Source organism: Amaricoccus sp., from assembly GCF_036846665.1.
Classification (GTDB): Bacteria; Pseudomonadota; Alphaproteobacteria; order Rhodobacterales; family Rhodobacteraceae; genus Amaricoccus.
Map to the genome: position 1 here is coordinate 1 of NZ_DAIUBO010000088.1, position 14,606 is coordinate 14,606.

General features: G+C 69.7%; 11 protein-coding genes. 6 read left to right on the plus strand and 5 right to left on the minus strand.

The features are described from left to right. Window positions 1-4 precede the first annotated feature (4 nt). Entirely contained in the window at window positions 5-307 is a 303-nt protein-coding gene (locus V7050_RS10330) for a protealysin inhibitor emfourin (protein WP_324369847.1), read from the minus strand. A 32-nt stretch (window positions 308-339) separates the two neighbouring features. Continuing rightward, entirely contained in the window at window positions 340-1,431 is a 1,092-nt protein-coding gene (locus V7050_RS10335) for a M4 family metallopeptidase (RefSeq protein WP_324369844.1), read from the minus strand. 219 nt (window positions 1,432-1,650) lie between these two features. On the opposite strand from V7050_RS10335, the gene topA reads away from it, so the two are divergent. The 5 genes from topA to V7050_RS10360 all read left to right on the plus strand — a co-directional run bounded on the left by topA (window position 1,651) and on the right by V7050_RS10360 (window position 10,643). Then, the gene (gene topA, locus V7050_RS10340) at window positions 1,651-4,239 is read left to right on the plus strand and encodes a type I DNA topoisomerase (protein ID WP_324374365.1); all 2,589 of its coding nucleotides are present in this window, start codon (window positions 1,651-1,653) and stop codon (window positions 4,237-4,239) included. 301 nt (window positions 4,240-4,540) lie between these two features. Continuing rightward, window positions 4,541-5,701 carry a cytochrome P450 gene (locus tag V7050_RS10345; protein ID WP_324410514.1) on the plus strand — a complete coding sequence of 387 codons (1,161 nt, stop codon included), beginning with the start codon at window positions 4,541-4,543 and terminating at the stop codon, window positions 5,699-5,701. Between the two features lie 452 nt (window positions 5,702-6,153). Further along, window positions 6,154-7,437: an ATP citrate lyase citrate-binding domain-containing protein gene (locus V7050_RS10350; RefSeq protein WP_324369591.1), complete on the plus strand. Its 1,284-nt coding sequence runs from the start codon at window positions 6,154-6,156 to the stop codon at window positions 7,435-7,437. Window positions 7,438-7,533: 96 nt separating this feature from the next. Further along, on the plus strand, window positions 7,534-10,245 hold the full coding sequence (locus V7050_RS10355; RefSeq protein ID WP_324369589.1) for a hypothetical protein: 2,712 nt from the start codon (window positions 7,534-7,536) through the stop codon (window positions 10,243-10,245). Next, window positions 10,245-10,643 (plus strand): acyl-CoA thioesterase, encoded by a 399-nt coding sequence (locus V7050_RS10360; protein ID WP_324374367.1) that lies wholly within the window; start codon window positions 10,245-10,247, stop codon window positions 10,641-10,643. Before V7050_RS10355 ends, V7050_RS10360 begins: the two co-directional genes overlap by 1 nt. A gap of 3 nt (window positions 10,644-10,646) precedes the next feature. Here the strand turns inward: V7050_RS10360 and V7050_RS10365 are convergent, their stop codons facing one another. Genes V7050_RS10365 through V7050_RS10375 form a run of 3 tightly spaced genes read right to left on the minus strand, consistent with a single transcriptional unit; the run spans window position 10,647 to window position 13,736 of the window. Next, complete coding sequence (locus tag V7050_RS10365; protein WP_324374369.1) at window positions 10,647-11,696, minus strand: ABC transporter substrate-binding protein; 1,050 nt, start codon at window positions 11,694-11,696, stop codon at window positions 10,647-10,649. Next, complete coding sequence (locus V7050_RS10370; protein ID WP_324370263.1) at window positions 11,693-13,078, minus strand: sensor histidine kinase; 1,386 nt, start codon at window positions 13,076-13,078, stop codon at window positions 11,693-11,695. The genes V7050_RS10365 and V7050_RS10370 overlap by 4 nt, the downstream gene beginning before the upstream one ends. Further along, window positions 13,065-13,736 (minus strand): response regulator transcription factor, encoded by a 672-nt coding sequence (locus V7050_RS10375; protein ID WP_324370265.1) that lies wholly within the window; start codon window positions 13,734-13,736, stop codon window positions 13,065-13,067. Before V7050_RS10375 ends, V7050_RS10370 begins: the two co-directional genes overlap by 14 nt. A 167-nt stretch (window positions 13,737-13,903) precedes the next feature. Between V7050_RS10375 and V7050_RS10380 the strand changes: the two genes are divergently transcribed. Continuing rightward, window positions 13,904-14,606: Bug family tripartite tricarboxylate transporter substrate binding protein (locus tag V7050_RS10380; protein ID WP_442885474.1), on the plus strand; the 703-nt coding region annotated here is incomplete at its 3' end.

A 14,606-nucleotide genomic window follows, 5' to 3' on the forward strand; every position in this document is an offset into this window, starting at 1 on the left:
CCGGTCAGCGCTTCGACACGAAGTCGAGCAGTTCGTCGATCAGGTCGAGCGTGGGTCCGGGCAGGACGGTCTCGGGCAGGTCGAAGGTGCTGGGCGCCGCCCCCTGCTCCACGACCACGATGTGATAGACGATCCGGTCGGCTCCCCTGGGCGCCGAACCGGCCCGAAGCCCCGCGAGCGCCGCGGGGTCGAGCCGCGCGCAGGTCTCGCTGTGCAGCGGCTCGGGAAGCTCGTCGACGGCGACCTCGGCCTTGCGCGCCAGCCCGAAGCCGCCGATCCCGCCGCTCGTCGTGATCGTGATCATCATCGCGAGACACCCCGCCGCAATTCCGCCCATCCTCAGATCGCGAGCCCGACCAGCGTCCAGGCCCGCCGGAGCGCCAGAACCTCGCGGCTCCCTACGCCGTGGAGTTGCACCGCGCTCTGCACGGTCTGCGTCGCCCAGTCGTGGAAGCTGGCATAGGGATTGTTCAGCCGCCGCAGCGCATCGTACCACACCTGCCCCGGCACGCCCCAGGAATTGCCGCCCAGATACATGCAATAGAGATAGAAGGCGTGGTTGGGGATGCCGGAATTCACATGGACGCCGCCGTTGTCCTCGGTGGTATTGACATAGAAATCCATGTGATAGGGCTGCGGATCCTGCCCCAGAAGCGCGTCGGAATAGGCGGTGCCCGGCATCTTCATCGAGCGCAGGGCGACGCCCTTGATCCCGGGGCCGAGGATCCCCTTGCCGATCAGCCAGTCGCTCTCGCAGGCCCCGGTTCCCTCCAGCCGCTGCCGGGTCTGGGCGCCGAAGACGTCGGCGAAGCTCTCGTTGAGCGCGCCCGACTGGCCCTCGTAGACCAGCCCGCCGGAGAACTGCACCACGCCGTGCGACATTTCGTGGCCGATGACCGAGGTCTCGATGAAGGTCCGGAAGATCTCCCCGCCGCCGTCGCCATAGGCCATCTGGCGGCCGTCCCAGAAGGCGTTGTTGAAGTTGCGCCGGTGATGCACGGTCGCGATCAGCGTCATGCCGGCGCCGTCGAGCGAATTGCGGCCGAATTCCTCGAAATAGAGGTCGTAGACCGCCCCGGCGCCGTCATAGGCGCCGTCGGCGCTGGCGTCGCCCGTGGGCGGATCGCCCTCGGCGCGGACCAGCCTGCCCGGCAGCGCGGCCCTGCTTTCGCCGTCGTGGATCTCGCGCAGGAGCCCGCGCGCCGCCGCGGCGCCGAGATAGCCCTCGGCGACGAAGCCGGGCGCGTCGCCGCCCTCGGCCAGCATCGGCCGCGCGGCGATCGCCGCGCGGTCGTCGCGGATCCTGCAGCTCTGGTCGAGCAGGCGGCGGGCCATCGCCGCGGTCTTGCGGTCGCCGCGCATCTCCAGCACCCGCAGCATATGCGGCGGCACGATGCAGAGCCGCGAATCGCGACGGACGGGACAGCACATGACCGGGACCCCTCCCCTGACGCCCGCCGGCGGGGTGACGCCGCCCCCGGCCTCTGGCGCCAGCCTACACCGGATCATCGCGGGGATCCGCCCCGAATCGCCGCCCTGCGGGCCTTCGGGACGGGGGAGCCTGCGGGTCACGTCGATTGACATCCGCCGCGCCGGCGCACATCTAGCCGGGGTTCCGGCGATCCGCAGCGTCGCCGAAGGAGTAGCCCGATGGCCGTCGTCGTCGTAGAATCGCCCGCCAAGGCGAAGACAATCAACAAGTATCTCGGCCCGGACTATACGGTTCTGGCCTCCTATGGCCATGTGCGCGACCTGCCGGCCAAGGATGGGTCGGTCGATCCCGACCGGAACTTCGAGATGCTCTGGGAGGTCGCGCCGGAAAGCCAGAAGCATGTCCGCGCCATCGCCGAGGCGCTGAAATCCGACGGCCGGCTGATCCTCGCCACCGACCCCGACCGCGAGGGCGAGGCGATCTCGTGGCATCTGCTCGAGGCGCTCACCAAGCGCAAGGCGGTGAAGAAGGACACCAAGGTCGAGCGCGTCGTCTTCAACGCGATCACGAAGAACGCCGTGACGACGGCGATGCAGGCCCCGCGCCAGATCGACATGGAACTGGTGGATGCCTATCTCGCCCGGCGCGCGCTCGATTATCTCGTGGGCTTCAATCTCAGCCCCGTGCTCTGGCGCAAGCTGCCGGGCGCCAAGTCGGCGGGCCGCGTGCAATCCGTGGCGCTGCGGCTGATCGTCGAGCGCGAGATGGAGATCGAGGCGTTCCGCGCCCGCGAATACTGGACGGTCAAGGCGCTGCTGGCCACGCCGCGGGGCGACGAATTCGAGGCGCGGCTCGTCTCGCTCGACGGTGCGAAGCTCGACAAGTTCGACCTCGCCGACCGGGCCGGGGCCGAAGCCGCGGTGGCGGCGATCGAGGCGCGGGATCTGGTCGTGCGCGCCGTGGAGGCGAAGCCCGCGAGCCGCAACCCCTCGGCGCCCTTCATGACCTCGACGCTGCAGCAGGAGGCGAGCCGCAAGTTCGGCTTCGGCGCGCGCCAGACCATGTCCGCGGCGCAGCGGCTCTACGAGGCGGGCCATATCACCTACATGCGCACCGACGGCATCGACATGGCGCCGGAAGCGGTGATGGCCGCGCGCGACGCCATCAAGGACCGCTACGGCGAGAGCTACCTGCCGAAATCGCCGCGCATGTACAAGAACAAGGCCAAGAACGCCCAGGAAGCCCATGAATGCATCCGGCCCACCGACATGGCCCAGTCCCCGGACCGGCTGGCGCGGCTGGAGCCGGACCAGCGCAAGCTCTACGACCTGATCTGGAAGCGCTCGATCGCCAGCCAGATGGAGGCCGCGCGATTCGAGCGCACCACGGTGGAGATCGCCGACGACGCCGGGCGCGTGGGCCTGCGCGCGACCGGGCAGGTCGTCACCTTCGACGGTTTCCTCAAGGTCTATTTCGAGGGCCGCGACGATGTCGATCTCGAGGCCGAGGGCGATGACGACCGGCGCCTGCCCAGGATCGTCAGCGGCGAGGCGGCGGCGAAGCGCTCCGTGACGCCGGAGCAGCATTTCACCCAGGCCCCGCCGCGCTACACCGAGGCGACGCTGGTCAAGCGCATGGAGGAGCTCGGCATCGGCCGGCCCTCGACCTATGCCTCGATCGTCTCGACGATCCAGGAGCGCGACTATGTGCGCAAGGAGGCGAACCGGCTCTTCCCGCAGGACAAGGGCCGGCTGGTGACGGCCTTCCTCGAGAACTACTTCAGCCGCTATCTCGACTACAATTTCACCGCCGATCTCGAGAGCGACCTCGACCGCGTGACCACCGGCGACGAGCAGTGGCAGGCGTTGCTCGCCCGGTTCTGGAAGGATTTCTCCGCCGCGCTCGGCGAGACCGCCGATCTGCGCATCACCGAAGTGATCGAGAAGATCAACGAGGTGCTCGAGCCGCATCTCTTCCCCGCCACTCCGGAGGACCCCGAGCCGCGCCGCTGCAAGGTCTGCGGCAACGGGCTCCTCAGCCTCAAGACCTCGCGCCGCGGCGGCGCCTTCATCGGTTGCTCGAACTATCCCGAGTGCCGCTACACCCGCCCGCTCGCCGGCGAGGTGGAGGGCGGGGATGCCGCCGGCCCGGACGGCAAGCTGCTCGGGCATGACGACGACGGCCTGCCGGTGAGCCTGCGCGTCGGTCCCTACGGGCTCTATGTGCAGCTCGGGGAGGCGAGCGAGGAGACGCCGAAGCCGAAGCGCGCGTCGATCCCGAAGGGCATGGATGCCGCGGCCGTCGACCTAGCGCGGGCGCTGGAGCTCCTGTCGCTGCCGCGGCGGATCGGCCAGCATCCCGAGGACGGCGAGACGGTGGAGGCCTCGATCGGCCGCTTCGGGCCCTATGTGCGCCACGGCAAGACCTATGCCAGCCTCAAGGATCCCGAGGAGGTGCTGACCATCGGCATGAACCGGGCGATGGAGGTGCTGGCGCAGAAGGCCGCGCGCGGCGGCGGCCGGGCGGCGGCCAAGCCGATCCGCGAGCTCGGCGAGCATCCCGACGGCGGGGCGGTCGGCGTCTATGACGGCCGGTACGGTCCCTATGTGAAATGGGAGAAGACCAACGCAACCCTGCCCGATGGCATCACGCCCGAGGACGTGACGCTCGAGCAGGCGGTCGCGCTGATCGCGGCGCGGAAGCCGGCGAAGCGGGCCGCGCCGACGAAGCGGGCGCCGGCAAAGACCGCCGCGGCGAAGAAGAAGCCGGCGGCGAAGAAGAGCTCCTCCGCGGGCGCCGGGGGATAGAACCGGGGCGATTGCATCTGACCGCGCGACCGCATTCCCTGACGATCGAACGCGGGCTTAGCCGTCAATTCTCGTGTGCACAGGCCGGGATCCCCCAGCCCGATAGACCCGTGGCGAGCGGGCCGCGGCCATTTCCCTATCCCGGGGCTCGGTCCGGGGGCTATGGCGCCGGTCGGGCGGGAGGGCCGTCGGTATTGGTCCCAGATGCGGTCGCCCGGCCGCCGGGACCCGGCCGGCTTTCCCCCTCCCGGGGCTTGTGCTAAGCAGATCCTTCGGGCGCCGGAACAGGGGGAGCCGTCCCATGTCAGACAGCGATCAGGCCAGGCCGACCTGGGATCCGGGGAAGGTCGCGGTGCGCGGCCGGCAGCGCTCCGCCTATGACAGCATGCGCGAGACCTGTCCGGTCGCTTTCAGCGAGACCATGCAATGGTCGCTCTTCCGGCATGAGGACCTGTGTCGCGTCCTCGGCGAGCCCGGGACCTTCAGCAACGTGGTCTCGCCGCGCCGGACGGTGCCGAACGGCATGGACCCGCCCGAGCACACCGCATATCGCAGGATCATCGACGGCTATTTCACCCCCGCCCGCATGGCGGCGTTCGAGCCCGCCTGCCGCGGCATCTGCGGCGCCCTGATCGAGGGTGCCCGCCAGGCGGGCCCCGTGGAGGTCATGGAGGCGGTCGCCCTGCCCTTCGCGGTACAGGCGCAATGCGCGTTCCTGCGCTGGCCCGAGACCCTGCATGCGCCGCTGATCGACTGGACCCGCCGCAACCACGCCGCCAACCATGCCCAGGACCGGCGGGCCCTGTCGGCGATCGCCGCGGAATTCGAGGCGCTGATCGTCGAGCGCATCGCCGCCGCCCGGGCATCGGGACCGGAGGCGCCCGGCGACGTGGTCGCCGAGCTGAGCCGGGAGCAGGTGGACGGGCGGCCCCTGGGCAGCGAGGAGATCGCCAGCATCCTGCGCAACTGGACGGTGGGCGAAATCGGCAGCATCGCGGCCTCCGCCGGCATTCTTGCCGACCATCTCGCCCGGGACGGCGCGCTGCAGGACCGGCTTCGCGCCGAGCCGGCGCTGATCGAGCCGGCCTGCGACGAGATCCTGCGCGTCGACGGCCCGCTGGTCACCAACCGGCGCGTGGTCACGCGCGGCGTGGAGCTCCGCGGCAGGCGCTTCGAGGCGGGCGACCGCATCACCATCAACTGGATCGCCGCCAACCGCGACCCCCGCGCCTTTGCCGATCCCGAAGCCGTCCGGCTGGACCGCGACCCGGGCGCCAACCTGCTCTATGGCGCGGGAATCCACGTCTGCCCCGGCGCGCCGCTGGCGCGGCTGGAACTGCGGGTGTTCCTGGAAGAGCTGCTGGCGCGCATCGGGCGACTCGTGCCCGATCCCGGCGGGGGCAGCCTGCGCGCGCTCTATCCGGCGAGCGGCTACGAGAAGCTCTTCCTGCGCCTCGCCTGACGCCGGGGCGGCTTTTGGCCGCCAGGGTCGAGCGCGCGCCGTTCCGCGCGAGTCCCTTTTTCGCTGCGCGCGTGTTCGCGCGCAGCGACTGCTCTCCAGAACAGCAACGACTTTGATTTTACCAGGTTTTTTCTTTCGCTACCAACGTCGTTGCCCACAGTCCGGATTGATCCTGTCGCGTCTTCCGTCGTCGCTAGCTCCGGTCTCCGTCCAGGACAAGCTCGCACGAAGCTTTCTCGCTGCGGCCCACACCGCCGAGGTTTTCTCGGACTGACTCGAGGGAGCCTTGAGCTTGGGGGCGCTCGCCGGTGCACCCGAATCGGGCGCGTTGCATGCCGCGGCACATCCGACAGGTTGGCGACAGACTGCGCAGCTATGTCGATGAGCGAGCGACGGCGCCGCTTCGGCACGGTGCCGCTTCGACACCGCCAAGCAAAGGGGAAAACGCGCGGATGCAGATCAATGGCATGCTCTTCGGGTCGAAACTGCTCGGGCACGTCGGGTTCCCGACATCGGAGATCCTCGGTCCCGACGCCTCCGAGGACGAAATCGGCAAGCTGATCGACCGCCACGGGCTCATCTTCATCAAGCCGGTCTTCCGCGGCGGCGTCGGCAAGAAGGGCAAGGCCGGGCTCGTCGGCAAGGCGCGCACGCTGAAGGAGGCGCTGGCCGAGAAGGAGCGGCTCTATTTCTGCGGGCACCGGCACGGCAACGCCTATGCCAAGTCGAACGGGGTGACCTTCGAGGCCGGGGTGCCGGCCGAGCAGGAGGTCTATTTCTCGATCACCGACAACACCGCCTTCCGCGCACCGACGATGACGCTGACCCACCGCGGCGGCATGGACATCGAGGAACTGCCGAAATCCGACATCGCCATCGTGCCCTTCGAGGCGCTGACCGGGCTGAAGGCCTTCGTGGTGGCGAACGCGCTGACCGACATCGGCGCACCGAAGGAGATCATCTCGCCGCTCGTCCAGCACCTGCCGAAGCTCTGGGAGCTGGTGCACCACTATGGCATGACCACGCTGGAGCTGAACCCGATCCGGATGCGGCCGGGCAAGGGCGGGCGGCTGACGCCGGTCGCCTGCGACTTCAAGTGCGGCTTCGACCGCGACGACCCGCGCGTGGCCCGGCTCGGGCTGCCCGACCAGCTCTTCGCCGCCGACGTGACCGCCTTCGAGCAGGAGGTGAACCAGCTCAGGACCCACCAGGGGCAGTCGGACGTCTTCGTGATCAACGACCGCGGCACGATCCTTGCCCCGACCTTCGGCGGCGGCGCGAACAGCCTCGTCACCCAGGTGCTCGGCGATGCGGCGATCATCTCCTCGGACTTCGGCGGCAACCCGCCCTACGAGAAGATGAAGGCGGTGGCCTCGATCTGCTACCGGCATTTCCTGAAGCAGACCAACGTGCTCTTCATCATCGGCGGCAAGTCGAACAACACCGACATCCTCGAGACCTTCCGCGGCATGGGCGACGCGCTCCGCGAGCATTTCGCCGCCAACGGGCCGTCGCCGCTCTACGTCGTGGTCGGGCGCGGCGGGCCGAACCTGGTGCGCGGCATGGGCAATCTCGCCGAGACGCTGGAGAGCCTCGGGCTGCCCTACCGCTTCTTCGGCTTCGACAGCGCGATCTCGGAGGTCGTGAACTACGCCAAGCACGTCGACGAATGGATGCGCGCCGGCGGTCGTGCCGAAATCGCGGCGAGCCTCGGACTGAAGTCCGAGGCTGCCTGAGCCGCGACCGAACCCTCCGACGAAACCTCTGAACTCTTGCGCAGGTCGACCCGACCAGACCCGCGGGACCGACAGCGCGCTTCCCGGGAGAAACGCATGTTCCATCAAGGCATCCAGGGCATTCCCTATTACCTCGGCATCCGCTCGCTGGCGGAGATCGCCACCCCGGAGGACCGGGTCGTCGTGCTGAACATCGCCGGCGGCGAGAGCCGGCAGGTGACCCCGACGAGCCACGCCTTCTCCGGCGGCAACGTCGTCTTCGGCACCTCGCCCGGCCGCGCCGGCCAGGTCCTGAAGACCCCGGCGGGCGACATCCCCGTCTACAACAACGTCCGCGAGGGGCTCGAGGCCGGGCACCGCTTCAACACCGGCGTCGTCTACCTGCCGCCCTCCGGCGTGCGCGACGGCGTCGCCGAGCTCATCCGGGTGAACCGCGAGCTGAAGAAGATCGTCATCATCACCGAGAAGATCGCCGTTCACGACGCCCGCGAGATCCGGGCGATGGCCCAGGCCAACGGCGTCGACGTCATCGGCGGCAACTGCCTCGGGGTCGCGGATTCGTGGAACCGGGTCCGGATCGGCGGTGCGCTCGGCGGCGATCATCCGGAGGAATCGCTCCTCAAGGGATCGGTGGCGATCTTCTCGAACTCGGGCGGCTTCACCACGACGATCGCCCAGTACCTCGGCACCGCCGGCTGGGGCACGACCACGCTCATCTCCTCCGGCAAGGATCTCTACATCCACTACGCCTGCCCGGACTTCGCCCGCGCCTTCGCCGCCGACGACCGCTCGAAGGCCGCCGTCCTCTACGCCGAGCCCGGCGGCTATTACGAGCACGGGATCGACTGGACCAAGCCGGTCGTCGCCTGCGTCGTCGGCCGCTGGAAGTCGAAGCTCACCCGCGCCGTCGGCCATGCCGGCGCCATGGCGGGCTCGGGCGACAAGGCCGAGGACAAGGAACGCTGGTTCATGGAGGCGTTCGGGGTCGAGTCGGTCTTCACGCCCGACAACCCGGTGGTCTCGAAGCAGGGTGCGGTCGTCACCAACATCGCCGACATCCCGGCGGCCCTGACCGCGGTGATGAAGCTGAACGGCGCCGAGCCCGACTTCGCGCCGCGCGGCGACCTGGCGCTGAAGCCCTGGATCGCCAACGACCAGGGGCTGAGCCTGCCGGCGGAGATCGCGCTGCCGGTGGTGACGGCGCCGGAACCCTACGCCGACCAGATCGACGCCCTCGCCCAGCAGGTCGGCGCCGTGGTCGCCCGGCAGACCATGAAGGACAAGTCGGGCGCCAGCGTCATGGACCCGAAGACCCAGGTGACGAGCGTGCACGGCCACGAGGTGCTCGACCTGGCGCTGCAGCCGCTCGAGGCCTGCTTCGCCCTGCCGCTCGTCCACGAGATCGCCGGGCCGAACGACCGGGCGCTGCTCGACGTCGCGGTGGCGGCCGAGGTGAACCTCGTCGGCGACCCGATCCTCGTCGCGACCGACGCGGCGCGCGACGCCGGCAACGCCCCGAACGCGATCATGGCGGTGGCCGCGGCGATCACCGGGCCGAAGCGGGTCGAACGGGCGCTCGAATGCACCCGGACGCTCATCGACCTCTTCGCGCATTCCGGCCTCAGGGACGGCCGCGACGAGGCCTTCGACCTCAGCCACATCGCGATCGAACCCGGAATGCGCGCGCTCTTCCTCGCGAGCGCGGAGGAGGCGGACGACCCGCGCCCCGAGGCGATGCTCGCCGCGATCGAGGCGCGCGGCGGCAAGTCGGCATTCCTGAAGTATCTGAAGAGCCTCGGCGGCCGGCTCAGCCGCGACGCGATCCTCGCCGCCATCGCTACGACCATCGCCTGGGCGCCGCTCATGCGCAAGCGCATCACCCGGCTGACCGCCGAGACGCTGCCGTGGTACCTGCGCCTCTACGGGGTGATGGTGGGCGCGACGATTCCGGGCGAACACCACCAGCATGGCTCGCTCTACGGCATCGGCCGGGCCGACCGCTTCGGCCAGTGGACGATGGCCGACCTCTGCTTCCTCGCCATGACCGGCAAGAAGCCGACGCCGGAGGAGGCGCTGCCGCTGCAGATCCTCGTCGGCCTGCTGATCTCGAACGGGCCGGGCTCGATCTCCGGACAGGGCGCCAAGGGCGCGGTTTCCGCCGACGGCCCGCAGACGCCCTCCCGGGTGCAGATCAACAAGGCGATGGTCGGCTTCCTCACCCATTGCGGATACAGCCACGGCGGCAACGGCTACGAGGGCATGGCGTTCCTGCTCGAGCAGTTCAACGACAAGGGGCTGAAGGATCCGACCGATCCGGACCACGGCATCGACCTCAAGGCGATGGCGACCGCCTTCGCGAAGCAGTATCGCCGCGAGAAGCGCGCCTCGAAGGAGGTGGGCGCCGAGCTCCGGGCGCTGCCGGGCGTGCATCACCCGATCTTCAAGGGCAAGCCGGTCAACCACGACCCGCGCGAGCGCTTCGTCGCCGAGTACATGGCGAAGGCCGGGCGCTACAACGTCTTCCACGCCTTCTACAGCGAACTCGTGCAGGCGCTCTACGCCGAGGGCGCGTCGCCCTATGTCTTCTGCGTCAATGTCGACGCGGTGATCGCCGCGCTGCTGCTCGCGCTGCTCTGGCCCGACTACCAGGCCGGTCGGCTCACCGACCGCGACCTCGAGACCGCCGCCTTCACCGTCTTCCTCTACGGCCGGATGATCGGCTCCGCCGCCGAGATCGACGACCACCTCAACCGCGGCCGGAACATGGACACCCGCACGCCGGCATCGGCCTGCGGCTATGTCGTCTGATGGCGGCGCCGGACATCCCGCCCGCGGGCGCGCCGGCGATCCGCACGATCGCGATGCCGGCCGACACCAATCCGGCCGGCGACATCTTCGGCGGCTGGTTGATGAGCCAGATGGATCTCGCGGCGGGGTCGGTGGCAGCCATGACCTCGGGCGGGCGCACCGCCACCATCGCGGTCGAGGGCATGATATTCCATCGCCCGGTCAAGGTCGGCGACGAGGTCTCGCTCTTCGCCGAACTCGTGCGGATCGGGCGTACCTCCATGCGCATTCACGTGCAGGCCTGGCGCCGCCAGCGTCATCGCGCGGCGAGCGAGAAGGTGACCGAGGCGACCTTCAGCTTCGTCGCCCTCGACGCGGCCGGCCGGCCGCGGCCCGTCACCGAACCCGCTCCCGGCTGAGCCTCATTCTCGGGGAAAGGTCTCGCGCCAAAGCGCCAGGAACCCGGCGCGCTTCTGCTGGTCGAGCCCGACCAGCAGCACTGGCGAGAGCGGGATCGGCCGCAGCAACGAATCGTCGGCGTCGGGCAACAGCGCCGCGACATCGAGCACGAGATGCGCGTCGACGAGCACCTCGCGGCCCGGCTCCGACAGCAGGAAATCGATGAACGCCCCGGCCGCCTCGGGGTGCTGCCCCTGCCGCGGGATCATCGCCCCGCGCGCGAGGACAAGCGTGTATTCCTCCGGGGCGACCACGCCGATCCTGCCGTCCTCCGCCGCGCGGGCGAGCGCGTAGGAGCCGAGCACGTTGTAGGCGATCAGGAACTCGCCGCTCGCCACGGCGTCGATGATCTCCGCCGAGCAGCAGGTCGCCACGGCGCCGGTCCGCCCGAAGGCCTCGATCAGGCTGCCGAACGTCGTCGCCTGCTGCGAGTCGGCGAATGCGAAGAGATAGCCGAGACCGGAGGCCTCGATATCATAGGTGGCGACCCGGCCGGCGAAGCGCGTATCGGCCGGCCGCAGCAGGTCGAGCAGATCGAAACGCGAGCGCGGCGCCAGGGCATCGGGGACCAGGTCGCGGTTGTAGACCATGACCGCGGGCTCGCTGGTCACCCCGAAGACCTCGTCGCGCCAGTTCGCCTCCGGCGGCAGCGCCGCGGTCGCCGCCGAGCGGTACGGCCGTGCGCAGCCATCGTTGACGAGCTTGACGTGCTGGTCGATCGAGGAGCTGATGAGCAGGTCCGCGGCGGGAAACTCGCCGCGGCAGGCCGCCGCCGCCACATCGTAGAGATCGTCCGACGCCCATTGCTCGTAGCGAATCCGAAGCTGCGGCGCCGTCGCGAGAAACGCGTCGAGCACGGGCTCGAAGAGCGCCAGGTCCGTGGTGCCACGAAGCAACATCCGCTCCGCGGCCTCCTCGGCACCGAAATCGCCGATGGCCTCCGGCGCGGGTTGGGCGGCCGCGGGCAGCGCGAGCGCGAGCATCGACGCGAGGGCGAGCGCCCAGGACATCATCGCTCGACGCCGACGGAAGGCAGGACCACGGCTGCCTCGAACCCGCCCTGCACGGGCCGGCGGAAGCGCAGGTCGCCCCGATGCGCCCGCGCCACCGCGTGCACGATGGCGAGCCCGAGGCCGGCGCTCGTCGACGAGACGCCAGTCTGCCGCCGGTAGCGGACCTGCGCGTCGGACCAGTGTTCCTCGGGCACTCCCGGCCCGCGGTCGCGCACCGCGACATGGACGCAGCCGGTCTCCTCGCCGACCGCGATCGTCACCGGCGGCACGCCGTGGCGGAAGGCGTTCGCGACCAGGTTCTTGCAGGCCTCGACGAGCGACAGCGCGTCGCCGTCGCACCAGACCGGATCCTCGGGAAGGTCGAGCCGCAGCACCGTCTCCGAGGCACCGAAGTCGTGGTCGGTCTCCTCCGTCGTGCGAATCGCCACCGTCCGGAGATCGAGCCGGTCGAGCGCTTCGGTATCGGCGCGGTGGATGATCATCGCGTGATTGAGCAGCTGGTCGGTCAGGCGGCCGAGATTGACCGAGCGCTCGTGAATGCGCGCGACGATCGCGCGCTGGCGTTCCGGATCGGTCTCTTCGGCGGCCGCATCGGCCTGGGCCCGCAATGCGGCGATCGGCGTCCGGATCTGGTGCGAGGCATCGGCGATGAGGGTGCGCATCGTCTCGACCTGTCGGTCGATCCGGCCCATGAAACGGTTCAGCGTGCCCACGAGGCCGCTGATCTCCCGCGGGACCGGAACCCCGAGCGGTGTCAGGTCGCGCGGCGACCGCGCCGCGAACACGCGCTCGATGCGGCGGAGCGGACTGAGCGCCGAACGCACGGCGAAGACCGCCAGCGCCGACATCAGCAGGCCGGCACCGAGCACGACCACGAGCGCGTTGCGGGTGATCTGGCCGGCGAGTTCGGCGCGCGCCCGGGTGGTCTGCCCGACGACGACGTCGACCGTGCCGGCGAAATCGCGCTCGGCGAACCGCCGACGCGCCACCGCGAACCGGGCCGGCTCCCCCGTGAAGGCGCCATCGTAGAGCCCGGCCAAGTCGTCCGGCGGCGCGGCGATATCGTAGCCGGTGACGAGGGCACCGTCCGGCGCGACGACCGAATAGACGATCCGGTCGTCGGGTGCGAGCGCGAGCAGATCGAAGGCGCTCGCCGGCAGGTCGACGACCACCGCGCCGTCGCGCAGCGTGATCGCGCCGGCGATCTGATCGGCCGCGCCGACGAGCAATCGGTCGAATGTCTGCCGGGCCGCGCTGCGCCCGTAGGCGAGCGCGGCGACGGCGACCGCCGCGCCGCCCAGCGCCAGCAGCAGGACGAGGGCGATCCCCAGGCGTGTCGCGAGCGACGTCGTCCGGGCCGCCGCCGGCTCAGTGTTCCGCAACGAGCTGGTATCCAAGCCCGCGGAGCGTGCGGATCTGCACCCGGCTGCCTTCCAGCTTGCGCCGCAGCCGCGCCACGTGGATCTCCACCGTGTTGATCCCGACCTCCTCCTCGTTGAAGGAGAACATGCGATCGAAGATCCGTTCCTTGGGAATCACGCGGCCGCGGTTCGCCAGCATGATCTCGAGCAGGCTGAATTCACGCCGGGTCAGCGACACCGGCGACCCGCCGATGTCGAGGGAGCGGCCTGCCGGGTCGAAGACGAGATCGCCAAATTCGACGATACCGGCGCGTTCCGAACCCGCTCGCCGCGCGAGCGCGCGGACACGGGCGTGGATCTCTCTGAGATGGAACGGCTTCACAACGTAGTCGTCCGCGCCGCCGTCGAGTGCGGCGACCAGGTCGCCGACGTCGGCGCGCGCCGTCAGCACCAGCACGGGTGTCTGCTTGCGCGCCGACCGAAGTGCCTTCAGCACGTCGGTTCCGCTTCCGTCCGGCAGCATGATGTCGAGGATTACGACATCGTATTCCTGCACGCAGATCGTCTCGGCCGCCGCCTCGACGGTGGTCACGTGATCGACGGCGTCACCGCGCCGCGCGAAGCTCGCGACTATCGCTTCAGCAACGTCCTCGGTGTCCTCGACGAGGAGAAGGCGCATCCTACCCGACCCCCGAGCTTTCCCGCCCGGCCCTTGTCCCGCCACCATACGCCGGAAGGCGTTTGCCTGTCGAGGCGACAGGTTGATGACAGCTTGGGCAGCTAGGCATCTACCGTCCGGGGCGGCGTGCGCTGCGGAACAACAAGATCATGCGGAGGTTTCCATTGCTGAAAACGAAGATTCTTCGGATCACCCTGGCGGGCACCGCCCTCACCGCGCTGGCTTTCGGTGCGCAGGCCCAGGAATTCGCGCCGGAACAGACCGAATGCATCGCGCCCGCCAACCCGGGCGGCGGCTGGGACTTCACCTGCCGGCAGGTCGGGAAGGCCATGCAGGATCTCGGTCTCGTGCCCGGCACGATGCAGGTCACCAACATTGCCGGCGGCGGCGGTGGCGTAGCCTATGCGGAGGTGGTCAACAAGCGCGCCGAGGACAATGATCTGATCGTCGCCGCCTCGACCTCGACGGCGACGCGCCTCGCCCAGGGCGCCTATCCCGGCAACACGATGGACGATGTACGCTGGCTCGGCACGGTGGGAACCGATTACGGAATCATCGCGGTCGCCGCCGACAGCCCGATCAATACGCTGCCGGAACTCATGGAACTGGCGAAGTCAGACCCCTCGAGCGTGTCGTTCGCAGGAGGCTCAGCAGTCGGTGGCTGGGATCATCTGAAGGTGCTGATCGCCGCCGACGCGGCCGGCATCGAGGACGCGCGTACGGTCAAGTATGTGGCCTTCGACGGCGGCGGCGAGGCAGTGACCCAGCTCCTGGCCGGCTCGGTACAGGCCTTCAGCGGCGATGCCTCCGAAGCGAAGGGCTTCGTCGATTCGGGCGACATCAAGGTGATCGCGGTGCTCGCGCCCGAGC

Bases quoted from the DNA above. Each gene is read 5' to 3' on its own strand.
- V7050_RS10330 (WP_324369847.1), bottom strand. From the start codon at position 307: ATGATGATCACGATCACGACGAGCGGCGGGATCGGCGGCTTCGGGCTG.
- V7050_RS10335 (WP_324369844.1), bottom strand. From the start codon at position 1,431: ATGTGCTGTCCCGTCCGTCGCGATTCGCGGCTCTGCATCGTGCCGCCG.
- topA (WP_324374365.1), top strand. From the start codon at position 1,651: ATGGCCGTCGTCGTCGTAGAATCGCCCGCCAAGGCGAAGACAATCAAC.
- V7050_RS10345 (WP_324410514.1), top strand. From the start codon at position 4,541: ATGTCAGACAGCGATCAGGCCAGGCCGACCTGGGATCCGGGGAAGGTC.
- V7050_RS10350 (WP_324369591.1), top strand. From the start codon at position 6,154: ATGCAGATCAATGGCATGCTCTTCGGGTCGAAACTGCTCGGGCACGTC.
- V7050_RS10355 (WP_324369589.1), top strand. From the start codon at position 7,534: ATGTTCCATCAAGGCATCCAGGGCATTCCCTATTACCTCGGCATCCGC.
- V7050_RS10360 (WP_324374367.1), top strand. From the start codon at position 10,245: ATGGCGGCGCCGGACATCCCGCCCGCGGGCGCGCCGGCGATCCGCACG.
- V7050_RS10365 (WP_324374369.1), bottom strand. From the start codon at position 11,696: ATGATGTCCTGGGCGCTCGCCCTCGCGTCGATGCTCGCGCTCGCGCTG.
- V7050_RS10375 (WP_324370265.1), bottom strand. From the start codon at position 13,736: ATGCGCCTTCTCCTCGTCGAGGACACCGAGGACGTTGCTGAAGCGATA.